The organism is Oceanobacillus iheyensis HTE831 (genome assembly GCF_000011245.1).
GTDB classification, from domain to species: Bacteria; Bacillota; Bacilli; order Bacillales; family Amphibacillaceae; genus Oceanobacillus; species Oceanobacillus iheyensis.
The window spans coordinates 2,049,280-2,073,555 of record NC_004193.1 but is presented as its reverse complement, the minus strand read 5'-3'; the positions used below and the strand labels follow the sequence as shown (position 1 = coordinate 2,073,555).

The following is a 24,276-nucleotide window of genomic DNA, read 5'->3' as shown; positions in this document are numbered from 1 at the left end:
CAAGAACATGTACGCAATTATTGAAACTGGTGGTAAGCAAATTAAAGTAGTTGAAGGCCAAGAAATCTATGTAGAAAAAGTTACAGCTGATGTAAATGAATCTGTTACATTTGACAAAGTACTATTCATTGGTGGGGATGACGTTAAAGTTGGTGCTCCATTAATCGACGGTGCTACTGTTACTGCAAAAGTAGAAAAACATGGTCGTCAAAAGAAAATTGATGTACACAAGTTTAAGCCGAAAAAGAACTATCATCGTAAACAAGGTCATCGTCAACCTTACACGAAGTTAGTAATCGACAAAATTAATGCATAAAGGTTCTGTGGGCTATAATGATTAAAGTTACTGTATTCCAAACAAACAACCAAATAACGGCATTTGAACTTTCTGGACATGCAGATAGTGGACCATATGGTTATGACCTTGTCTGTGCAGGAGTATCTGCTGTATCGTTTGGGGGAGTGAATGCAGTAATTAAATTATGTGATACAGATTTGCATATTGATCAAGGGAAAGACGGAGGCTACTTATACGTAGGAATTCCTGAAGACCTTGATCTAGAGGTAGCTGAACGTATTCAGCTACTATTAGAAGGTATGGTAGTATCCCTTCAAACAATTGAAGCGGAATACGGAAATCATATGCAAGTGAATTATAAATAAGGAGGTGCATTTCTATGCTACGTCTTGATTTACAATTTTTCTCTACGAAAAAAGGGCAAGGTAGTTCCAAAAACGGACGTGATTCTGAATCGAAACGCCTAGGTTCTAAGCGTGCAGACGGTCAATTTGTGTCTGGCGGATCTATCCTTTATCGCCAACGTGGAACAAAAATCTACCCAGGTGAAAACGTGGGTCGCGGCGGAGATGACACGCTTTTCTCAAAAATCGACGGTGTTGTGAAATTCGAACGCTATGGTCGTAACCGTAAAAAAGTAAGTGTATATCCAGTTGCTAAAGAAGCATAATTTTATATGCTTAAGAAAAAGAACTCCGGTTTAAAACTGGAGTTCTTTTTTCTTGGGGGAAGAAAGTATAAGTCAGATGGCCTTTTTAACATCTATTCAAATTAATACCCTTGTAGTGAAATCATCATCCACTCTTCCCTAAGAAGTTCGACTTCTGTGGAATCCCCCTAAATAACAGGGCCACACTTGCTGCGTTTCTAAATGGGCGCATGTGTGTTTGTTCATTTCTTATAAAAATTTCCTTTTGCTTTTTATGAGTCATTCTTTTGCTTTCTCCCTTTTTCTGCTATACTCAGTTTTAATGAGGTGAAATCGATGACTGACAATGTACTGCATATAATTCAACATTATCGTCATGATTTAATGAATCGATTACAACTAGTATCTGGATATTTGAGTATGGGGAAAGTAGAAAAGGCTGAAGATAAATTAAATGAGGCGATTGCTTATTACGAAGAAGAGAGGAAATTAATGCAATTACAGGCTCCTTCTTTAATGCTATGGATATTAGAATTCGAACGATATTATAAATCGTATTCGATGACTTACTTTATAGAAGCAACTTCTACTACTTCTAATCATTTAATAAATGATGAATGGATAGTAAGCAAATGTAATCAAATAATGCATGAATTACAGAATCACTTAAATTCTGATTCCATGTATGAAGTGGAAATACGAATTATAGATAACATCAATAATGACCGATGGGATATTGTTTATAGTATACAAGGAAATATTCCTAATCTGGCAATTGACGTTTTGCAAAGTAATTTAGGAAATGTACAAATCGAACGATTTAATGACCGGTTGCAATTCGTATTCTCGCTAATTAGAGAATAATGAGGTGAAATAAAATGTTTGTCGATCAAGTAAGTGTATATGTAAAAGCTGGGGATGGAGGTAATGGCCTTGTAGCATATCGTAGAGAGAAATATGTTCCTAAAGGCGGCCCGGCTGGTGGAGACGGCGGTAATGGTTCAAATGTTGTATTTAAAGTAGATGAAGGATTAAATACATTAATGGAATTTCGTTATAACCGTCATTTTAAAGGTAAGCGTGGAGAAAATGGAATGAGCAAAACACAGCATGGGAGAAATGCTGATCCATTAGTAATTCCTGTACCCCCTGGTACGACTGTTATTGATGAAGATACAGGAGAAGTAATTGCTGATCTTACAAAACACGAACAAGAAGCTGTTATTGTTAAAGGTGGTCGAGGAGGTCGTGGTAATACACGATTTGCAACACCTAGAAATCCTGCACCAGATATGGCAGAGAACGGTGAACCAGGTCAAGAAAGAAATATAAAGGTAGAATTGAAATTAATTGCGGATGTAGGTCTTGTAGGCTTCCCAAGTGTTGGTAAGTCAACTTTACTGTCTGTGGTTAGTGCCGCAAAGCCGAAGATTGCTGATTATCATTTTACAACATTATCACCAAACTTAGGTGTTGTTGACACTCAGGATTCGCGGAGTTTTGTTTTGGCAGACTTGCCAGGTTTAATTGAAGGGGCATCACAAGGAATAGGCCTAGGGCATCAATTTTTAAGACATATTGAACGAACAAGAGTTATTCTACACGTTATCGATATGGCAGGAACAGAAGGTAGAGATCCATATGAAGATTATAAAAAGATTAATCAAGAATTAAGCGATTATGATGAAAAACTTATGGATCGTCCGCAAATTATTGCAGCGAATAAAATGGACATGCCAAATGCACAAGAAAATCTCATTCAGTTTAAAAATGAGTTAGAAGACGATATACCTGTGTATGAAATATCTGCTTTAACGAAGGATGGGTTAAGAGACCTTTTATTTGCTATAGCTGATAAACTAGAAACAATTCCAAAGTATGAAAAAGAATTAGAAGAAACAGACGATACTGTTGTTTACAGATATCAAAAAGAAGAAGATCCTTTCCATATTACAAGAGATCCAGATGGTGCATTTGTATTATATGGACAACGTATAGAGAAATTATTTAAGATGACTGATTTTCAACATGATGAAGCCGTACAACGCTTTGCTAGACAACTACGTGGAATGGGTGTAGATAAAGCTTTACGTGAAAAAGGAGCCCAAGACGGGGATGTTGTCAGATTGCTTGAGTATGAATTTGAATTTATAGAGTAACTATGATGCAACAGTAGCTGCAAGGGGGAAGTAAAGTGACAAGTATAGGGTATTTAGGACCAAAAGGAACATTTACTAAAATGGCAGTAGATTCAGTCTTTAATGGAGAAATGAAAAATGGATATAGAACCATTCCAGAATGTATCGATGCAGTCGATAAAGGTGAAGTAGATATTGGAGTTGTGCCAATAGAAAATGCAATAGAAGGTACGGTTCAATTGACAATTGATTATTTAATACATCAAGTGCGATTGCCGGTTGTTGGTGAAATAGTAGTACCAATCCAACAACATTTACTTGTGCGAAAAGAAGTAACAAACAACCTGTCAGATATTCAAGAAGTATATTCGCATAGTCATGCTATTGCACAATGTCACCAATATCTACACCGTCACTTGCATGCTGCAACGACAAAACATACGTCGTCAACCGGAAAAGCTGCTGAAATCGTAAGTAACTCAAATGAGCCCATCGCTGCAATTGGAAATCGGTTAGCGGCAGAAGAATATGGGTTACATATTTTCCAAGAAAATATTCATGATTATCCCAATAATCATACACGATTTTTAGTTTTATCGAATCATCCGGAGAAGGTACACATTAAGCATAAAAAAGATTCCGAAAAAACGACGATGCTGATTACTTTACCAAATGATCAGTCTGGTGCGCTTCATCAGATTTTATCTGCTTTTTCATGGAGAAAATTAAATTTGTCTAAAATTGAATCACGACCGACGAAAACGGGATTAGGTAATTATTTCTTTATTATTGATGTAGATCAACCCTATGATGATGTGTTATTTCCTGGTGTGAAATCAGAGCTGGAAGCACTTGGCTGTCAAGTGACGATCTTAGGTACTTACCCTGTATACCATATGTTACAAAACTAAACCTAAAGTAATTAATGATGTGAGCTATCGATATAAAATCGATAGCTTTTTTATTTTTAATAGGAGTTTATAGATATATCTATAGTGGATGATTTAACTAATTAAAACGACTCACGTATTCACGGGATTGTGAAGAACTGCTTTTTCCTTATATGCAACTTTTTATTTCTAGTGCATATGCTGATATAGAGTATTAGCCCAGCCCAGAAGTTAAGGGAAAGGAGTTCGTTCATTTTGAAAATACACATTGTTCAAAAGGGAGATACCTTGTGGAATTTATCCAAACAGTATGGAGTTGATTTTCAAGAGTTAAAAGAAGTAAATACACAATTATCAAACCCAGAAAAAATAATGCCAGGAATGAAAATAAAAATACCAAGCACAGCAAAGCAAGTGAAAAAAGAAACGATCGCCAAAGAAGCGCAGCAGCCTAAAAAGAAAGAAACACAACATCCATATAAACATCAGTCTCCAACACCTATTGCCGTCGTTAAAGAAGATGAGTATAAGAAAGAAAAGCCAGTAAAAGAGATGCAGACACAACCGAAGATGCCTGCGATGCCATCTATGCCAAGTATGCCGATTTTAGAAAAACCGAAAGAGCAAGTGAAAAAAGAGAAACCGAAGGAAAAACCGAAAGTAAAGCCCAAGGAGAAACCAAAAGTAAAGCCGAAAGAAAAACCGAAAGAAAAACCAAAAGAGAAGCCTAAAGAAAAGCCAGTGGAGGATTTCTGTCCGCCAGGGGCAATACAAGTACCTTGCCCGCCAATGCCTTGTCCACCGATGCCTTGTCCGCCAAATATGGGTCCGGCCTATTTTGTTCCATGTCCGCCACCATGTTTTGATCCTTATTTTGCACCAATGCCTATGCATCATGGTCATGGATTTTATCCGCCACATGGTCAAGTACAGGGAACCTCAAATGGTGGAGGATGTGGATGTGGGGGAAGTGATGCATCAACAATGAATTTTACCGGTTATCAAGGAAATGATAATCATGGAATGTGGCAAGGCAATAATTTTGGTTCACCCGATAATTCAATGAATGGACAACAACAAAGTAATACTGAAAACTCTATGAACAATGGTCAGGACATGAATTGGATGTTGAACAATATGAATCAAGGACAAATGTTTCAAGGCTATGACAGACCAGTAAATGATAATTATTTCAGACCACAACAAGGGGCGACGCCTCCTATGAATGATGGGGTGCCTAAAAATGAAAATAGGTCTCAGTCGAATCAACACAATCCGCAATTGAATGCCCAACAAAATCAAGCACCAGCTCATTCACAACCAACATTTCCTGCACAATTTATAGATAATCAACAACGTTCAGTATATCCAAAACCACCATTCTACCCTCAATCACCAAACACATCCTCGTAATTATAATACGGAATAGTGAATCACAGTGGGGTTCTTATCCCCCACTGGTATCTGGAAGTTCATGATCTGATTAAATTAATCAATCAATTAATAGAAGTATAATCGTTCTGGAAATCTGCTTTTAATGCCCGTTCCATTCGAGTTATTTAAATTACCTATATTTAACTGTGTAAAAGTACCTTCCTTATACAAAATAAGTATAAGGGAGGTTTTATTATGAGGATGTATACTATATTTATTTTAATCATCTTTATTGGAACCCTTTTAATAGGGTGCACGGATGATAATACAACGAATGATCAGCCAAGTAATAATCGTACTGAATCTGTACAACCAATACACTTTGAAGATCAAGAAATGGAAGAATCTAATCAACCTGAATCAATTGGTGAACAAGGTGGTTATATTCAAAGTAGACAGTATGGTGTTAATGAAACCCGTGCAAATAATTATACAGATGCCTTCACAAATGAAGAGTCTATTCGTATAACTGAGTCATTGAGAAATAGGGTAGACGTTGTCCAAGCACAAGTTGCATCTACTGAAGATCGCATTGTAGTAGGGGTGATCTTAAAGGAACATGCAGATCCTGATACTGGAGACAAACTTGTTAAGCATATCGAGAGACAACTTGAAGATACAAATAAAGAAATTATTGTTTATACAGATGATATACAATGGGACCGAATGAAAAATTTGGATTCCAGACTGCAGGCAAAAGAAATGGGAGAACAAGTTGAAAACTTATTTGAAGATATATTTAAGATAGATGGTAATCAGTGATAGAAGTCTTTATCCCTTTGACAAATAGGCTTTTTTTGATATAGTAAAAAAAGAGTTTAGAGAGAGGGGAAGATCTTATGGCTGGTCATTCTAAATGGAAAAATATACAAAAACGTAAAAATGCACAAGATGCCAAAAAAGGTAAAATTTTTATGCGTCATGCTAAAGATATATATATTGCAGCTAAGCAAGGTGGCGGGGATTTAGGTACAAACGCCGCGTTGCGTACAGCTGTTGAGAAAGCAAAAGCCGACAATATGCCAAATGACAATATTGATCGTAACATTAAGAAGGCAACAGGTTCTCTAGATGGAGCAACCTATGAAGAAATAACATATGAAGGCTATGGACCAGGTGGAGTAGCCGTAATTGTTAATGTTCTTACTGATAATAAGAATCGTACGGCAGCTGAAGTAAGACACGCTTTCAAAAAAAACGGTGGAAATCTTGGCGAGAATGGTAGTGTATCATTTATGTTTGATCGTAAAGGATATATTGTTATTGAAAATGAAGAGGGTACTTTAGACGAAGATACTATAACAATGGATGCTTTAGAAGCAGGAGCGGAAGATGTTGTTCCACAAGAGGGTGCTTTTGAACTCTATACCGAACCGGAAGATTTCCAAGAAGTTGTAAAATATTTAGAAGAAAATGATTATACTTTAGCTGACTCTGAAGTGACATTATTCCCGCAAAACTATAATCAACTATCTCAAGAAGATGAAGCGAAGATGATGAAGTTAATAGATGCGCTTGAGGATAGTGAAGACGTTCAAGATATCCATCATAATTTAGAGGAAAGTAATTAGTTAATGGAATGTTTAGGCTTCTATTTCACAATGAAATAGAAGTTTATTCATTCTTTTAGATGAATAAATTTCATATTTGACAAGTTTTATTTAAATCCAAATAATTAGTCATGTTAAATATAACGATCAGACTGTGAAGAATATTTGGTTTGATGGTAATGGAAGATGGAGTCTACCTCATCGTAACATTCGAGATTTTAAATAAAATATATAGTTATGAAATTGATTTATGTAATTAAATAGGGGATGAAAATAATGATTGCATATATTAAAGGTACTTTGAATTCCTTAGGGGATGAATCGCTTATTGTAGATGTAGGTGGAATTGGTTATGAAATAGTGTGCCCAAACCCTTTTGTTTTTCAAGATTTACTCAATCAGCAAATACATATACAAACCTATCATCATGTGCGAGAGGATGCACAAATTCTTTTTGGTTTTCAAAATAGAGATGAGAAATACTTATTTACGAAGTTAATATCTGTTTCAGGAATTGGTCCAAAGGGAGCTTTAGCTATTTTAGCAGGAGTGGATATATCAGGGTTTATTGCTGCAGTTGAAAATGAGGATGATAAGTTCTTAACTAGTTTTCCTGGTGTTGGAAAAAAGACAGCAAGACAAATCATTCTTGATTTAAAAGGAAAGTTAACAAGTGTATTCTCCATAACTGATGAACAGCAAAAGAGTAGTGTTAGTAATGTCAATAATAATGAAGTATATTCTGAAGCGATGGAAGCACTGAAGGCACTAGGTTATACAGATAAAGAGGTTAAGCAAGTACTACCTCATTTAAAGAAGGATAATGATGCGTTAAGTGTAGATGAAGCTATTCGCAAAGCATTAGCATTATTAGCAAAGTAGGAAAGGGGGAGAATAAATGGATGATCGAATGATAGACGGAGAGCTTCAAGATCAAGATGTAGAGATAGAACTTAGTCTACGTCCTTCGACGCTGTCCCAATATATTGGACAGGATAAAGTGAAAGAAAACCTGACTATCTTTATTCAAGCAGCAAAAATGCGTGAAGAACCGTTAGATCATGTGTTATTATATGGTCCTCCAGGATTAGGAAAAACAACCCTAGCATCAATCATATCTTATGAGATGGGGGTTCAATTTCGATCTACTTCTGGTCCCGCTATTGAAAGAGCTGGAGACTTAGCAGCGATATTATCTTCCCTTGAACCAGGAGATGTTTTATTTATTGATGAAGTGCACCGGCTTCCTAGATCGGTAGAAGAAGTGCTCTATGCTGCTATGGAAGATTTCTTTATTGATATTGTTATTGGTACAGGCCCAAGTGCACGGTCGGTAAGAATTGATTTACCTCCGTTTACGTTAGTAGGAGCTACGACAAGAGCTGGTTTATTAAGTGCCCCCTTAAGAGATAGATTTGGAGTACTTAGTCGTCTTGAATATTATGAGATAAAGGATTTATGCAATATTGTGGAACGTACTGCTGATATATTTAATATGCCAATTTCTTCAGAAGCAGCCATTGAAGTGGCTAGACGATCAAGGGGAACTCCGCGAATTGCTAATCGGCTTTTAAAACGTGTTAGAGACATATCTCAAGTAAAAGGAGAAGAGGAAATAAGTCTAGAATCAACAAAGCAAGCATTAGAAATGCTTCAAGTAGACGATGCAGGATTAGACCACGTTGATCACAAGTTGCTTACAGGAATTATTGAAGGATTTAGTGGTGGACCAGTAGGTTTAGATACAATCGCTGCTACGATTGGAGAGGAATCTCAAACAATTGAAGAAGTTTATGAACCCTTCTTATTACAGCTTGGTTTTATTCAACGTACACCTAGGGGAAGAGTCATTACATCAAAAGCGTATGATCATTTAGGAATAAAAAGGACTGGTGAAGATTAAACATGGGTAAAATGTTTATTATCATTGGAGTTGTTTTTATCATAATTGGTATTCTGTGGACGTTCATTGGCAGATTGCCCGGGGATATTACTATAAATAAAGGTAATTTTACATTTCATTTTCCAATTGTAACTTCAATTGTTGTTAGTATTATTTTGACATTGATTATGTTTATCATTGGAAGATTTCGTTAAATGAAGGAGATAAACATGCAGATAGAAGATTTTGATTTTCATTTACCAGAAGAATTAATTGCACAAACACCGCTTAAGGATCGTACATCTTCACGCTTATGTGTTTTGGATAAACAGACTAGCGAAATTACCCACCGTAGTTTCAAAGATATTACTACTTACCTTCAAGCAGGAGACTGTTTAGTGTTAAATGACACAAAAGTATTACCTGCAAGATTGTACGGCGTAAAATCAGATACAGGTGCAAAAATAGAGGTATTACTTTTACATCAACAAGAAGAAGATACATGGGAAGTACTCGTGAAACCAGCAAAAAAAGTTAAAGTTGGCACGGAAATCATATTTGGTAATGGAAAGTTAAAAGCGACTTGTATTGATCTAAAAGATCACGGTGGTCGAATCATGACTTTTTCTTATACAGGTATTTTTTATGAGATTTTAGACCAATTAGGTGAGATGCCATTACCTCCATATATTAAAGAACAATTACCAGAGCAAGATAGATATCAAACTGTCTATGCGAAAGAGAAAGGTTCTGCAGCTGCACCTACTGCTGGGTTACACTTTACCGATAAGTTGTTAGAAGATATCAAAGCTATGGGTGTCAATATTGTTTTTGTCACATTACATGTAGGACTTGGTACATTTCGACCAGTCAGTGTTGATTCAGTTGAAGATCACGATATGCACTCGGAATTTTATTCCATGTCGGAATCTGCAGCAAAAACACTGAATGAAGCCAAGGCAGCTGGAAGAAGAATTATCTCTGTAGGCACCACATCTACGCGCACACTAGAAACGATTGTTCGCGACCATGATGGCAAGTTTGTTGCTACTAGAGGGTGGACAGATATTTTTATCTATCCTCCATATAAATTCCGCGCGATTGATGGTCTAATCACAAATTTCCATTTACCGAAATCAACATTAATTATGATGATAAGTGCGTTAGCGGGTAAGGAAGCAATCCTTCATGCTTACAATGAAGCAGTGAAAGAAGAATATCGTTTCTTCAGCTTTGGTGACGCAATGTTAATCTTATAAAAAGGAAGAATATAATGAATCCAATAACGTATGAATTAATTAAGACGGATAAACAAACTGGTGCTAGATTAGGACGAGTTCATACTCCTCATGGGTCGTTTGATACGCCAACATTTATGCCAGTAGGGACGTTGGCAACAGTAAAAACGATGAGCCCAGAAGATTTGCAATCCATGCAAGCAAATATTATATTATCAAATACGTATCACCTTTGGTTACGGCCTGGTGAAGATATTATTCGAGAAGCTGGCGGATTGCATAAGTTTATGAATTGGGATGGAGCAATTCTTACTGATTCTGGTGGTTTTCAAGTATTTAGTCTGAGTGATATGCGAGAGATAAAAGAAGAAGGAGTCCATTTTCGTAATCACTTAAATGGAGAGAAACTTTTTCTATCTCCAGAAAAAGCCATGGATATTCAAAATGCTCTTGGATCTGATATTATGATGGCCTTTGATGAATGTCCTCCATATCCAGCGGAATATGATTACATGAAAGCCTCGGTAGAAAGAACTTCTCGCTGGGCGGAGAGATGTTTACAGGCGCATAATCGTCCTCATGATCAAGGTTTGTTTGGAATAGTCCAAGGTGGGGAATATGAAGCGTTGCGAAAGCAAAGTGCGGAAGATTTAGTTTCATTAGATTTTCCTGGTTATGCAATTGGTGGACTTTCTGTTGGAGAGCCAAAGCATGTTATGAATAAAGTATTAGAATTTACAACTCCATTTTTACCATCTAATAAACCGCGTTATTTAATGGGAGTTGGCTCGCCAGATGCACTTATAGATGGGGCGATTCGCGGTGTAGATATGTTTGACTGTGTATTACCAACTAGAATTGCTCGAAATGGAACATGCATGACATCAAACGGACGATTAGTAGTAAGAAATGCAAAATATGCTCGAGATTTTAATCCGATAGATGAGCATTGTAGTTGTCATGTTTGTAAGAATTATTCAAGAGCGTACATCAGGCATTTAATAAAATGTAATGAAACTTTTGGGTTCAGACTTACGACTTATCATAACTTGCATTTTCTGTTAAAATTAATGGAGCAAGTTCGAACTGCTATAAAAGAAGATCGACTTGGTGATTTCAAAGAGTCATTCTTTGAACAATATGGATTAAACAAAGCTAATCCAAAGAACTTTTAGAAAGGAGTTGAATTAGATGGAAGCTATTATGCCATTTATGTGGATTATAATAATGTTTGCGATTTTTTATTTCTTACTTATTCGTCCACAACAAAAGCGTCAAAAGCAAGTAAAACAAATGCAGGATAACTTAGAAAAAGGTAATGATATTATTACTATCGGTGGCTTACACGCTAAAATCCATGCGTTAGATGAAGGCACGATCGTTTTGATTACACCAGAAGGTACAAAGCTAACTTACGATCGTAATGCTATTCGCGAAGTTAAACAAGACTAATCTCGAGTAACCCATATATACATAAATTGTAGTTATGGGAAGATAAAAGAAGCTAATGACGATGTGATGCCATAATAGGCATTTACATCAATATTAGCTTTTTTTATGGTTAGGAAATTATAAAATTTTGGAGCTGTGGATAAACAACCAAGTTAATTAGCCACGTCCAGCTCCAGCGCCCATCACCTATTGTCCTTCCGGAGACCTCCTTACGATAAAGAAGGCTGCCGAGTGTTCTTTGTGAGGCATAGTCGCACTTATACCATGGTGAAAAGAAGACTGCCGAATGTCCTTTGTGAGGCATAGTCGCACTTATGCCAATGGTGAAAAGAAGACTGCCGAATGTCCTTTGTGAGGCATAGTCGCACTTATACCCTTGCGGTGAAAGTCAACATCGATTCGCATTCGCTTATCGTGTTTTCTTTATCTCAAAGAAATAAAGAAGTTCGACCAGTCGACCACCCCTTGAAAAACAGGGGCGCAGGACATACGGTGATAAACGGGCGCTTGCGCTTTTTTTAAATTTCTATTTTTCACTCAACTTCTTCAGTACCAGATAAATTTACCCCTATGATACCCCCAAGCAGTGCGACAGCTAAATAAAGGCTATGATAAGCAGTCTGTTTTAATGTGAATCCTTGTTGGTACCCTAAATATTGGACTAGAAATATGAGTAAGGTGAAACCTACTCCAATCATAGCTCCTATCATCCAACCCTTATTTTTACCTTTTAATCCTGCGATTAATCCCCCAATAAAAAGAGCTAAAATACCAATTATTAAAGTTACTAAACTTAAAGCTGACTCACTGAATTCTGTGAAATTAAGCAGTAATGCCAGAATGAAACTAGAGATGATTAGAATTCCGAATAAAGCAACCCATCCATATAATAACGCAGTCCATTGATTTTTATTCAACCCATAAAGCCCCCCTTTTGAAAGTGTTTGTCCTCATCTACTACAGTTTATTCCTAAGAATTCAATTTAGAAGAAGATATTTTACTCTATCTTTGCATATAGTGATGTAAGGGGCCTATTCACTAATGGATAATTAATGTGAGATTGACAACTTGTATCTCGGAAGTCGATTTCTCTTTATATTGCTAGCGATTTTAAGGTAGTTATGGACGATAATACATATTTGGAACGAGAGGATAAAATATATGGAAATAACTCTTACAGCAATTATATTTATCGTAAGCTATATATTTATTATGACGGAGAAAATTAATCGGGCAATTATTGCACTTGCAGGAGGAACACTTTTAATATTAACAGGGGTTTATACGATAGATGAGGTATTTACGCAATATATTGATTGGAATACAATTGCCTTATTGTTTTCGATGATGGTTCTTATTTCAATCACTGAAAAAACAGGACTGTTCACTTTTATAGCAATTCGTTTTGCTCAAAAAGTAAAAGGTAATCAGGTAGCTTTACTGATTGGTTCTGGGATTTTAACGGCTATTGGATCGGCTTTTCTAGATAATGTAACAACTGTACTAATTTTTGTACCGATAATGATTCAAATAACGAAATTATTAAAACTACCTTTGTTTCCCTACTTATTAATGATTATTTTTAGTTCAAATATAGGGGGTTCAGCAACCTTAATTGGTGATCCTCCGAATATAATGATTGGACAGGCTGTAGATCATTTCACATTCCTCTCATTTTTACAGCATACAGCTCCAGTAGCAATAATCATGTTTGTTATTCAGTTAGTATTATTGTTAGTCCTATTTCGTAAGCCTTTAAAGAATGCAAGACCAGAAGTCGAGAAAATAGTGAAATTAGATGCAAAGGAAAAATTATTAATCTCACCTTTATTATATAAGTCGGTAAGTGTTTTATTGCTTACCATAATGGGTTTTATCCTGCATTCCATCGTACATGTCTCCATGACTGCAATTGCATTATCAGGAGCAATACTTCTATTACTACTAACGGAGAAGGATTTACATACGGAGCACGTTTTTTCTAAAGTCGAGTGGGTAACATTATTTTTCTTTATTGGTTTATTTACCATTGTTGGTGGTTTAGAACAAGTTGGTATAATTGATGAACTCGCAAGATTACTTGTTGCAACAACTGAAGGAGACTACGTAACGACTACAATTCTTATATTATGGATGTCTGGTATATTCTCTGGATTTATTGATAATATTCCATTTGTCGCAGCAATGATTCCAGTAATTCAAGAATTTGAATCTTATGGAATGATATATTTAGACCCAATATGGTGGGCGTTAGCAATAGGTGCTTGTTTAGGAGGTAATGCAACCTTAATTGGTGCTTCGGCAAATGTTGTTGTTGCGGGGATGGCAGAGAGTGCAGGTGAAAAAATTTCCTTTCTTCGTTTTATGAAATTTGGAATGATCATTGTATTTTTATCTTTGATTGTTTCATCCATATATATTTACTTCCGATATCTATTACCATATACCAACATGTAGGAGCTTCATAAATTTGATGTCAACGGATATAAAGAGCTATGAGACTTCTTTCAGTGAACGATATGTAGGATAAATAAGTAAAGAACGACCAATAAAGTTGGATAGTATACATATATCCTCTATATTGGTCGTTCTTTTGTTTTCTATTTTTCAAAGTAGCTTGTTTTAAGCTTATTTCTTTCTAAATAAGGGAATTTGCTGAAGCTCTTGCTTTGTTATAAATTTCAATATAAATAGCAATAGGATATAGATAGATAGTAATGCAATTAATAAAGTTCCGAATATAAATATCTGCCCGTCTAGATTTGGGATGAATTGTTTTAATGAATATCCGATCCAGAATGTAAGACCAACTAAAATAATCATCTTTACAAAATCAATAAACGGAATCATATAATTAATGTTTTTCTTCAATACTGCTAAATGAAGGAGAGTTACAATTACGACACTTACACAAATTGCCATTGCAGCACCTAAAATACCAAATGAAGGATTAGATGCAAACAAAATCATTACTATGAATTTTAACCCCATACCGATAAGGCTATTCCACATAGCCGGTCTGGCCAAATCAAGAGCCTGTAGAGCAGATTGTAGGGGAGCTTGTATATAAAGAAACAAGAAGAAGGGTGCCATTAACAATAAAAATTTACTTGCAGAATCTGTACCGTACATATACGTGAGTATTTCTGTAGCAAAAACCGTAAGGACAACAGTTGAAATTGCTCCAGATGCAAAGGAGATTCGTATTGATTGGTGGATACGATTGTGAATCACGCTTATTTGTTTATTAGCTTCTGCTTCTGCAATAGAAGGTACAAGTGCAATAGATAATGAACTTGTTATAAATGTTGGTAGAAATAACAATGGCATCGCATATCCGGTGAGCTCACCGTATTGCTTAGTGGCGACAGTAGCAGTTACTCCGGCGATTGCGAGACTTTGAACTACTAAAATAGGATCTAAAAAGTTAGAGAAGGAACCAATCATTCTGCTGCCTAAGGTGGGGAGTGAGATAGAAAATAAGTCCTTAGCAGTTTGTTTTCCTTCACTTAACACTCTAAAAAAATTATTCCTAACTTTAACGGTTCGTTTTCGTTTAAACTTACGGACCATATAAAGTAAAGAAATAAATTCACCAAGAATTACACTAAACATTGCTCCAGCAGCAGCGTATTCTACTCCATAAGGGAGTAGTAATTGAATAAATACAGCAACACAGATAATTCTTACTATTTGTTCAATAACTTGAGCTACACTTTGAGGGGTCATATTTTGCTTTCCTTGAAAATATCCTCGTAATACTGCTGACATAGCTGCAATTGGAATAATAGGACTAATTACAATAAGTGGAACCATAACTCGTTCATCGGTTAGCAATGTTGATGCAACTAAAGGTGCTACAAGTATTAATATTGCAGTAAAGACAATACTAGCTGTTAGAGTAATAGCTAACGATACAACGACTATCTTTTTAATTCTATGTTGATCATTTTGTGCATCAGCTTCTGCAACCCGTTTTGAAATAGCAACTGGAAGTCCGAACTGTGTTAATGTCATTACCAAAAATAAAGTTGGTAATGCCATCATGTATAGTCCGACACCTTCTTCTCCCATCAATCTTGCAACAACTATCCGGTTAATAAACCCCATAAATCGGGTGATCATTCCAGCAACAATTAATATTAAAGCTCCTTGTAGAAATGATTGTTTGGTCATAATTGTCGACCTGCCTTCTCAAATATTTAAAATTGATATACAATGATATATATGCAATTAGGTGGACAAAGCATGACAGTTGTTCCCATCTATAATGGAATTGGTGGCGATAAAATGGAAATAAAGCATAAGGTGGATGAGTGGAAACAAACTATTATTCCAGCATTACAGAGTAAAGCAGAAGAGTTAGAGATGTTAGGCTATTCACAAGCGACTTCAGATGATGTATGGCGATGCTTAAAAGAAAAGGTGTGGAAAGGAGATCCAGAAAAACAGTTATATGAAGTTGTTCAGGATATCTTTCACCTAGGTTCAAACATTTACTTAAGTTATTTAACCATGTCTTCCTATCAAAATGAGGACTTGCTGGCATCTATTGCTGCATTGACGGAGAATAATGTAGTTGAAGACGAATAACAATCGCACTAGATTTGAAGGAGGGAATGGGTTCAATGAAAAAAAGAGGTAGAATCGTTGCCTTTTTTCTTGTTGTATTAGTATTGGCAGGAGTAATTGGAACAACGTTTACCAATATCACAAAGGATGTAAACCTCGGGCTCGATTTGCAAGGAGGTTTTGAGGTTTTATATGAAGTAGAACCAGTAGATCAATCTCAAGAAGTGTCACAAAGTTTATTAGAAGGAACAGTTCAAACACTGAATGATAGGGTAAACCGTCTAGGTATCAGTGAAGCTGTAATTGATATCGAAGGTGATAATCGAATTCGTGTTCAATTAGCAGGAGTAGATAATCAGGCAGAAGCTAGAGAAATGCTATCAACCTCTGCAAATCTAACCTTTCGTGACGTCAATGATAATTTGTATTTGGACGGTACTGACCTCGTGGAGGGAAGTGCAAAGCAAGATTTTGATCCGAATACAAACGCTCCCATAGTAACATTACAATTAAAAGATGCATCTAAATTTGGTGATGTTACAACTGAAATTAGTGAAATGCAAGATAGTCGTTTAGTCATTTGGATGGATTATCAAGAAGGAGATTCATTTGAAGAAGAAGCTGCTAAAGCTGAACCTAAATATGTATCAGCTCCAAATGTAGATGGTCCCATTAATTCTAGTAATGTAATGATTAATGGTAATTTTACGGTTGAGTCTGCACAGCAAATGGCAGATATTATTAATTCTGGTTCCTTACCAGTACATATGACTGAAATATTTTCAACTTCTGTTGGTGCCCAGTTTGGTGAACAGGCATTAAACGAGACAGTGTTTGCAGGTATTGTTGGTGTAGGATTAATTATCTTATTTATGATTGGTTTCTATCGTTTTACTGGAATAATTGCTGCAATAAATCTTGCAGTATACGTATATTTGGTTATCTTAGTTTTTGAGATGCTAAATGGCGTTTTAACATTACCAGGTATTGCTGCATTAATACTTGGTGTTGGTATGGCAGTTGACGCTAATGTAATCACGTTTGAACGAATAAAAGAAGAACTTCGACTAGGGAAATCCGTGAAGGCTGCCTTTAAATCAGGTAATTCAAATTCTTTTATCACTATACTAGATGCGAATATAACAACTTTAATCGCAGCTGTTGTATTATTCATTTTCGGGACAAGTTCCGTAAAGGGATTTGCGACAATGCTAATAATCAGTATAATTTTAAGCTTCCTCACAGCAGTCCTTGGGACACGAGTATTACTCGGATTATGGGTGCAAAGTGGATTTCTTAAAAACCGTAAAGCATGGCTAGGCGTTAATAAAACACAAATCCAAGATATTGCAAAAGCGGAAGAAGAACCAAAAATCTTAGGACGTTCCATCAATTTTGTCAAACATCGAAAGAAATTTTTTATTACAACTTCGATTATTGTAATTGTTGGTGCAATCGCAATTGGGATTTTTCGAATAAATCCAGGTGTTGATTTTACAAGTGGTTCTAGGGTAGAGGTGGTTGCTGATCAGTCTCTAACCGCTGAAGAAGTGGAAGATCAATTTGCAGAGCTTGGTCATGAAGTTAACTCCGTAAATTTATCAGGAGAAAATAATCAAATCGCAGTTGCACGTTTTGACACTGTACTTGATGAATCTGGTGTGGATGAAGTTCAACAGCATTTTAATGAACTCTATGGTCAAACACCAAGTATAAGTGTTGTTTCACCAATAGTAGGACAAGAATTAGTAAAAAATGCAATTTATGCAGTATCAATAGCATCTATTTTCATGATAGCTTACGTAACCATTCGATTTGAATTTTTCTTTGGTATTACCGCGGTTGTTGCATTATTGCATGATGTATTTCTAATGCTTGTATTATTCAGTGTCACTCAAATTGAATTTAACGTTACGATTGTCGCTGCAATCTTAACTATTGTTGGTTACTCGATTAATAATACGATTGTTATATTTGATCGTATTCGTGAAAATATACGTCGTGAAAAACGAGTGAAAACCTTCAAAGTATTAGCACGAGTTGTTAACAGAAGTATTGTACAATCTTTTACAAGAACGATGAATACTTCAGTGACAACAATTATCGCTGTACTAGCATTTCTGGTTTTAGGCGCTACGTCTATTTGGAGTTTTGCACTTGCTTTACTCATCGGGTTATTAGCCGGAACTTATTCTTCTCTATTCTTTGCATCACAACTGTGGATGGTTTGGAGAGGGCGTACAGTGAAAAATAAACCAGTAGATTTCACGAAAAAAGAAAAAGTAGAAGGACCGCAAGTATAATTTTTTAGCCTAGGTTGGGACATACAAAAAGTTTTATTCAAATGATGAACAATTTTAAAAAGTAGCTATGGTATTATCTAGATTGATCTCAAAGCTATGTTTACTACGTTTATCTTTTGATTCATAACTTTTTAGTCCCATCCTTTTTTTATACTAACTAGCTATAAAGAATATATAACAATCTATTTGCTCCTCTTAACTTACTTTTGTATAATAGATTAGTCAGGGGTGAACGTATGTTAGATAGTAAAATGAAATGGAGATATAATCAGGTAGAAGATCATAACAGTTCTTTACTAAAAGACACTAATCTATCTCCTTTATTGAAGCAGTTGTTTATTCAACGAGGAATAACAACAAATGAAGAGGTGCAACGCTTTCTATCTCCGCAAATAGATGATCTACATCACCCATTTCTTTTAAAGGACATGGAAAAAGCGGTTCAACGAATACATAAAGCAATACAGAATGAAGAAAAGATTCTAGTATTTGGTGATTATGATGCAGATGGTGTAAGCTCAACAGCAGTAATGTTAAAAGCATTAACTGAATTAGGGGCTACATGTGACTTCTATATTCCTAATCGATTTACGGAGGGCTATGGACCTAATGAAGCTGCATTTCGTAATGCATCTGAACAAGGATACAAAGTAATTATTACTGTAGATACTGGTATAACATCCGTTCATGAAGCAAATATAGCTAATGAACTAGGTATGGATTTGATTATTACTGATCATCATGAACCTCAAACCAATATACCTGAAAGCTTCGCAATCATTCATCCAAAGTGTTCTCCCGAATACCCGTTTAATGAACTAGCTGGTGTTGGAGTAGCTTTTAAATTTGCAGAAGCTCTCCTGGGGTATTTTCCGTCTCAGTTTTTATCATACACCGCAATTGGGACTATTGCCGATTTAGTACCGTTATTTGATGAGAATAGAGTATTGGCTTCTTACGGGTTAAAGGAACTACGAGCGACAACGGATGTTGGTTTAAAAGCATTGATACAAGTATGTCAAATAGAAGATTTAGATGAACAATCAATAGGTTTTTCTATAGGACCACGACTGAATGCTGTTGGTAGATTACAGGATGCTGATTTAGCAGTTGAACTACTTCTTACTGAAGATATGGAAGCAGCTTTGGAGATAGCCAATGAAATTAATAAAATAAATGATGAACGAAAAAAAGTAGTTCAGCGGATTGTTAGTGAGGCCGATCAAATTGTGAATTCCAAACCAGAAAGAAGAATTATTGTGGTCTCGAATGAAGCTTGGAATCAGGGCGTTCTCGGTATTGTAGCTTCACATCTAGTTCGAAAGTACGATCGACCAGCAATTGTGTTATCAACCCAACCAGAAAATGGAGTCGTAAAAGGTTCTGCTCGAAGTATTCCAGCTTTTGATTTATTTGAAGGTTGTATGCGAATGAGAGACTTATTTACACATTTTGGTGGACACTCGCAAGCTGCCGGTATGACGCTTCCGATAGAAAATGTAGATAAGTTAGAACTTCAACTTGATGATATATTAAATAATGAACTTGCGGAGGAAGATTTAAAACAGGAATTGGAAATAAGCGGGCAATTAAATATGGAAAATATTAATATAGAATTAATAAAGGATATTTCGAAGCTTGCTCCTTTTGGAATGAAAAATCCTAAGCCTGTCTTTCAAATTAAAGAAATTCCTTCAGATATAAAGCGGATTGGAAGCAAAAAGAATCATTTAAAAATGCAGTTCCGTAAAAATTCTACTCGTATGGACGCTATTGGCTTCGGTTGGGGAGATGCTTATAATCAAATTGCCCCCCATACACCGATTCAAATTGCAGGAGAACTATCCATAAATGAATGGAATGGTAACCAGACTGCCCAATTAATGATACAAGATATGAAGATTGACGAATGGCAGTTGTTTGATTACAGAGGTAAACGTAGAGAAAATATCATCCCGCACGTAGAAGAAGATGCGGTTATCATATCTAATCAAACAGAATCTATTACAAGTGAAGTTAGTCATGTTAGTTATAACAGTGATATTATTAGCGACCATAACAGATGCCGTACGGTTTATATAAATGATCTTCCCAAACAATTAGATGACTTAAAATATGTAATCAATTATTTTCAACCTAAGAAGATTGTCGTGTGTTATGAAGTTGAATCAAGTAATTATTTATTTGCATTTCCTAGTAGAGAAGATTTCGTGTGGTATTATGCTTTAATAAAGAAACAAGGCCCATTCCATGTTGCTGCCAATGTAGAATCGTTAAAAAAGCACAAAGGCTGGAATGAAGATAAAATTAATTTTATGTCTGAGGTGTTTTCTGATTTAGGCTTTGTTAAAATAAAAGATGGTAAAGTTACAGCATTGGATAATCCACTCAAAAAAGATTTAACTGAATCAACCGTTTATCAAGCACGAGAGAAACAATCTGAGATAGAAAAACAACTGTATTATTCAAATTATGAGGATTTAAGAAAATGGTTTATGGAAAGTATGGATTATTTGGAAAATCCGAGGGAGGAAGCAACACATGGAATTTAAAAATTATATTGAAATAGTAGAAGATTGGCCTAAGGAAGGCATTAAATTTAAAGATATTACCCCATTGATGGCAGATGGAAAAGCTTTTAAATCTGCAGTCGACGAGATTGTAGATTATGCAAATACCAAAGAAATTGATTTAGTAGTAGGGCCTGAGGCTAGAGGTTTTATTGTTGGTTGTCCGGTTTCTTATGCATTAGAAGTAGGGTTCGCACCTGTAAGAAAAGAAGGCAAGCTTCCTAGAGAAGTTATTAAAGTAGATTATGGCTTGGAGTATGGAGAAAACGTACTAACGATTCATAAAGATGCCATAAAACCCGGGCAACGAGTACTTATCACAGATGATTTATTAGCAACTGGGGGAACTATAGAAGCTACGATTAAATTAGTAGAACAACTTGGCGGTATCGTGGTTGGATGTGCATTTCTTGTTGAATTAGGATATCTAGATGGAAAAGATAAACTAGAAGGATACGATGTATTAACTTTAATGAAATATTAGAGTTGTAGCGGTAGGTCTGACATTGCCAATAAATGTCAGACCTACTTCTTTATAATTTTATAGTTGGACAGCATGTATCAAAAAGATTTATAATTAATATTATTTAACAAACGAATCAAATCGTTAAAAGGATTTTGTTTGAAATCTAAATGTTGAACTATTTGATTTTAATTGCAGATGTTCGTTACTTAAAAAGCACGACTTCAACTAATTCATAGCAAAAAACCGCTATGTCGACTGGATTGTCGAAATCCAAGTTCAAGTAAGTGCAATCTGTCTTGATTACATATGAAATGATTTTCGTTTTACAATATAAGAATATACAGCAAGTAAAGGTGATTACATGGCAAAAGATGAAAATGTGACGATAAGGGATATAGTGGAACAAGTAAAAACTTATTTATCTGAAGATGATGTCGCATTAATTGAACAAGCATATGAGTTTGCTTCCGATGCGCATAAAGATCAATTTCGGAAATCTGGAGAACCATATATTATCCATCCTGTTCAAGTTGCAGGTATATTAGCTGACTTACAAATGGATTCAGAAACGATTTCTGCCGGGTTTTTACATGATGTGGTAGAGGATACCGATGTAACAGTAGAACAATTAGAAGAAGCATTTAATCATGAAATTGCGATGTTGGTAGATGGTGTGACCAAGTTAGGAAAAATTCGATACGAAACAAAAGAAGCACAGCAAGCAGAAAATCATCGAAAAATGTTTGTAGCAATGGCAAAAGACATACGTGTTATTATGATTAAGCTTGCAGATCGATTGCATAATATGCGTACATTAAAACATCTTGCTCCAGAAAAACAGCGCAGAATTTCTAATGAAACATTAGAAATCTTTGCTCCGTTGGCACATCGATTAGGTATTTCTACTATTAAATGGGAGTTAGAAGATACTGCTTTGCGCTATTTAAACCCACAGCAGTATTACCGGATCGTTCAGTTAATGAAGCAAAAGCGTGAAGAAAGAGAATCTTATATTCAAGAAGTCATAGATGAGTTGGCCCTTGAATTAGACACGGTTAATATTGAAGCAGAAATGTCCGGCCGACCGAAACATTTATATAGTATCTATCAAAAAATGGTAAAACAGAAAAAGCAATTTAATGAAATTTATGATTTACTTGCTGTACGAATTCTTGTTGAAAATATTAAAGATTGTTATGCCGTACTTGGTATTATTCACACAAATTGGAAACCAATGCCAGGACGATTCAAAGACTATATCGCAATGCCCAAACAAAATTTGTATCAATCACTTCATACAACGGTCATTGGTCCAAAAGGGGATCCGTTAGAAGTACAGATACGTACAAAAGAAATGCATGATATTGCTGAATACGGTATTGCTGCACATTGGGCATATAAAGAAGGTAAGACTTCTCGAGAAAAAAGTAGTTTCGAGGAAAAGCTATCTTGGTTCCGAGAAATTTTAGAATGGCAAAGTGAAACTCATGATGCAGAAGAATTTATTGAGTCCTTGAAGATTGATTTATTTTCAGATATGGTATATGTTTTTACACCAAAAGGGGAAGTGATTGAACTTCCTTCTGGTTCAATTCCTTTAGATTTTGCATTTAAAATCCATACGGAAATAGGTAATAAGACGATTGGTTCAAAAATTAACGGTAAAATGGAGCCATTAGATTACGAATTACAAAATGGCGATATCGTGGAAGTAATGACATCTAAACATTCTTATGGACCTTCTCAAGATTGGTTAAAGATGGTACAAACTTCACAAGCGAAGAGTAAAATTAAACAGTTCTTTAAAAAGCAACAGCGAGATGAAAATGTTGTTAAAGGAAAAGAAGCTGTCGAAAAAGAAATACGTGAAAATGATATTGATCCTAAAGAAGTTTTAACCCAAGATAACTTAAATAGGGTTTTTGACAAATTTAACTTTCAAAACGAAGAAGATATGTATGCTGCAGTTGGTTATCAAGGAATTACTGCTTCATTAATTGCAACGAGATTGACAGAAAAAATAAGACAATCTCGCGAGAAAGAACAAGATTTGCAAGCAACTATTGAAGAAGTTAAGACGGAATCGGACCAGCATATAAAAAGAATGTACAAAAAGGACTCTGGTGTACGAGTAGCTGGTGTAGATAACTTGCTAGTTCGAATCGCTAAATGTTGTAATCCAGTTCCAGGGGATGAAATTTTAGGCTATATTACAAAAGGCAGAGGTGTATCGGTACACCGAGCAGATTGTCCAAATGTTCAAACGGAGGAAGCGAAACAACGATATATAGATGTAATGTGGGAAAGTGAATACGCTGAGCAGAAGCAATATCATGTTGATTTACAAATAACTGGTTACGATCGACGAGGACTCGTAAATGAAGTGCTACAAGCAGTTAATGAAATGAAAACGAATATTACCCATGTAAATGGCAGGTCAGATCGAAATAAGATGGCGATTATTCAATTAACTATATTAATTCATAATACTAGTCATTTGCGAAAAATTGTTGATCGAATTAAACAAATTAGTGATGTTTATACTGTAACTAGGACAGTGCAATAATTTTCTCAAGCGATTAAGACAAAAAAATCTAAGGCATAAGATAGATGCGAGTAGTTAGCTTTTTAAAATTTGCTTCAGAAATATACTGTTTTTATCCTATGTTGGCTGGTGAGCTCCAGGTGTTTATGCATCTGGGTCTCCGTATATTTCATGCGCTTATTCTGGCTTGCACGATTTTTATGATCGAAACCTATTGTCTTCAATCTGTTCAGTTCAAAGTCCTTTAGGTCATGATATATTTAATGGGTGAATCAAATCTCCAAATGA

At 35.6% G+C, this 24,276-nt stretch carries 23 protein-coding genes; 21 read left to right on the top strand and 2 right to left on the bottom strand.

All coding sequences use genetic code 11. The annotated features are described in order from the left end of the window. The first annotated feature begins 7 nt into the window (after positions 1-7). The 15 genes from rplU to yajC all read left to right on the top strand — a co-directional run bounded on the left by rplU (position 8) and on the right by yajC (position 11,531). Positions 8-316, top strand: coding sequence for a 50S ribosomal protein L21 (gene rplU / locus OB_RS10530; protein ID WP_011066441.1), 309 nt, complete (start codon positions 8-10; stop codon positions 314-316). Positions 317-333: 17 nt separating this feature from the next. Next, positions 334-663: a ribosomal-processing cysteine protease Prp gene (locus OB_RS10525; protein WP_011066440.1), complete on the top strand. Its 330-nt coding sequence runs from the start codon at positions 334-336 to the stop codon at positions 661-663. 14 nt (positions 664-677) lie between these two features. Further along, on the top strand, positions 678-968 hold the full coding sequence (gene rpmA / locus OB_RS10520) for a 50S ribosomal protein L27 (protein WP_011066439.1): 291 nt from the start codon (positions 678-680) through the stop codon (positions 966-968). A gap of 315 nt (positions 969-1,283) precedes the next feature. Continuing rightward, the gene (locus OB_RS10515) at positions 1,284-1,811 is read left to right on the top strand and encodes a Spo0B domain-containing protein (RefSeq protein ID WP_011066438.1); all 528 of its coding nucleotides are present in this window, start codon (positions 1,284-1,286) and stop codon (positions 1,809-1,811) included. A 14-nt stretch (positions 1,812-1,825) separates the two neighbouring features. Beyond that, a complete protein-coding gene (obgE, locus tag OB_RS10510; protein ID WP_011066437.1) occupies positions 1,826-3,106 on the top strand; it encodes a GTPase ObgE in 1,281 nt (426 codons plus the stop codon). A gap of 35 nt (positions 3,107-3,141) precedes the next feature. Continuing rightward, a complete protein-coding gene (gene pheA, locus OB_RS10505) occupies positions 3,142-3,996 on the top strand; it encodes a prephenate dehydratase (protein ID WP_011066436.1) in 855 nt (284 codons plus the stop codon). Positions 3,997-4,230: 234 nt separating this feature from the next. Then, on the top strand, positions 4,231-5,388 hold the full coding sequence (safA, locus tag OB_RS10500) for a SafA/ExsA family spore coat assembly protein (protein ID WP_011066435.1): 1,158 nt from the start codon (positions 4,231-4,233) through the stop codon (positions 5,386-5,388). A gap of 216 nt (positions 5,389-5,604) precedes the next feature. Continuing rightward, positions 5,605-6,171: a YhcN/YlaJ family sporulation lipoprotein gene (locus OB_RS10495; RefSeq protein WP_011066434.1), complete on the top strand. Its 567-nt coding sequence runs from the start codon at positions 5,605-5,607 to the stop codon at positions 6,169-6,171. Between the two features lie 77 nt (positions 6,172-6,248). Further along, a complete protein-coding gene (locus OB_RS10490) occupies positions 6,249-6,980 on the top strand; it encodes a YebC/PmpR family DNA-binding transcriptional regulator (RefSeq protein WP_011066433.1) in 732 nt (243 codons plus the stop codon). Between the two features lie 255 nt (positions 6,981-7,235). Then, positions 7,236-7,841 (top strand): Holliday junction branch migration protein RuvA, encoded by a 606-nt coding sequence (gene ruvA / locus OB_RS10485; protein ID WP_011066432.1) that lies wholly within the window; start codon positions 7,236-7,238, stop codon positions 7,839-7,841. Between the two features lie 16 nt (positions 7,842-7,857). Further along, entirely contained in the window at positions 7,858-8,862 is a 1,005-nt protein-coding gene (gene ruvB, locus OB_RS10480; RefSeq protein WP_011066431.1) for a Holliday junction branch migration DNA helicase RuvB, read from the top strand. A gap of 2 nt (positions 8,863-8,864) precedes the next feature. Continuing rightward, positions 8,865-9,056 carry a DUF2905 domain-containing protein gene (locus OB_RS10475; RefSeq protein ID WP_011066430.1) on the top strand — a complete coding sequence of 64 codons (192 nt, stop codon included), beginning with the start codon at positions 8,865-8,867 and terminating at the stop codon, positions 9,054-9,056. Positions 9,057-9,071: 15 nt separating this feature from the next. Then, entirely contained in the window at positions 9,072-10,100 is a 1,029-nt protein-coding gene (queA, locus tag OB_RS10470; protein ID WP_011066429.1) for a tRNA preQ1(34) S-adenosylmethionine ribosyltransferase-isomerase QueA, read from the top strand. Positions 10,101-10,114: 14 nt separating this feature from the next. Beyond that, positions 10,115-11,254 (top strand): tRNA guanosine(34) transglycosylase Tgt, encoded by a 1,140-nt coding sequence (tgt, locus tag OB_RS10465; RefSeq protein WP_011066428.1) that lies wholly within the window; start codon positions 10,115-10,117, stop codon positions 11,252-11,254. 16 nt (positions 11,255-11,270) lie between these two features. Beyond that, positions 11,271-11,531 (top strand): preprotein translocase subunit YajC, encoded by a 261-nt coding sequence (gene yajC / locus OB_RS10460; protein WP_011066427.1) that lies wholly within the window; start codon positions 11,271-11,273, stop codon positions 11,529-11,531. Between the two features lie 533 nt (positions 11,532-12,064). Here yajC and OB_RS10455 read toward each other — a convergent pair. Continuing rightward, a complete protein-coding gene (locus tag OB_RS10455; protein ID WP_011066426.1) occupies positions 12,065-12,448 on the bottom strand; it encodes a TIGR04086 family membrane protein in 384 nt (127 codons plus the stop codon). Positions 12,449-12,693: 245 nt separating this feature from the next. Here OB_RS10455 and OB_RS10450 point away from each other — a divergent pair, with 245 nt between their 5' ends. Beyond that, positions 12,694-13,989: an ArsB/NhaD family transporter gene (locus OB_RS10450; RefSeq protein ID WP_011066425.1), complete on the top strand. Its 1,296-nt coding sequence runs from the start codon at positions 12,694-12,696 to the stop codon at positions 13,987-13,989. Positions 13,990-14,160: 171 nt separating this feature from the next. Here OB_RS10450 and spoVB read toward each other — a convergent pair whose 3' ends face one another. Next, complete coding sequence (gene spoVB / locus OB_RS10445; RefSeq protein WP_011066424.1) at positions 14,161-15,708, bottom strand: stage V sporulation protein B; 1,548 nt, start codon at positions 15,706-15,708, stop codon at positions 14,161-14,163. A 72-nt stretch (positions 15,709-15,780) separates the two neighbouring features. Here spoVB and OB_RS10440 point away from each other — a divergent pair, with 72 nt between their 5' ends. The 5 genes from OB_RS10440 (at position 15,781) to OB_RS10420 (ending at position 24,009) form a co-directional block, all read left to right on the top strand. Beyond that, positions 15,781-16,125, top strand: a complete 345-nt coding sequence (locus tag OB_RS10440; protein WP_011066423.1) for a post-transcriptional regulator — start codon at positions 15,781-15,783, stop codon at positions 16,123-16,125. A gap of 35 nt (positions 16,126-16,160) precedes the next feature. Continuing rightward, a complete protein-coding gene (secDF, locus tag OB_RS10435) occupies positions 16,161-18,407 on the top strand; it encodes a protein translocase subunit SecDF (RefSeq protein WP_011066422.1) in 2,247 nt (748 codons plus the stop codon). A gap of 236 nt (positions 18,408-18,643) precedes the next feature. Continuing rightward, complete coding sequence (gene recJ / locus OB_RS10430) at positions 18,644-20,959, top strand: single-stranded-DNA-specific exonuclease RecJ (RefSeq protein WP_011066421.1); 2,316 nt, start codon at positions 18,644-18,646, stop codon at positions 20,957-20,959. Further along, entirely contained in the window at positions 20,949-21,461 is a 513-nt protein-coding gene (locus tag OB_RS10425; RefSeq protein WP_011066420.1) for an adenine phosphoribosyltransferase, read from the top strand. The genes recJ and OB_RS10425 overlap by 11 nt, the downstream gene beginning before the upstream one ends. Before the next feature lie 343 nt (positions 21,462-21,804). Continuing rightward, positions 21,805-24,009, top strand: coding sequence for a RelA/SpoT family protein (locus OB_RS10420; protein WP_011066419.1), 2,205 nt, complete (start codon positions 21,805-21,807; stop codon positions 24,007-24,009). The last annotated feature ends 267 nt before the right edge of the window (positions 24,010-24,276 follow it).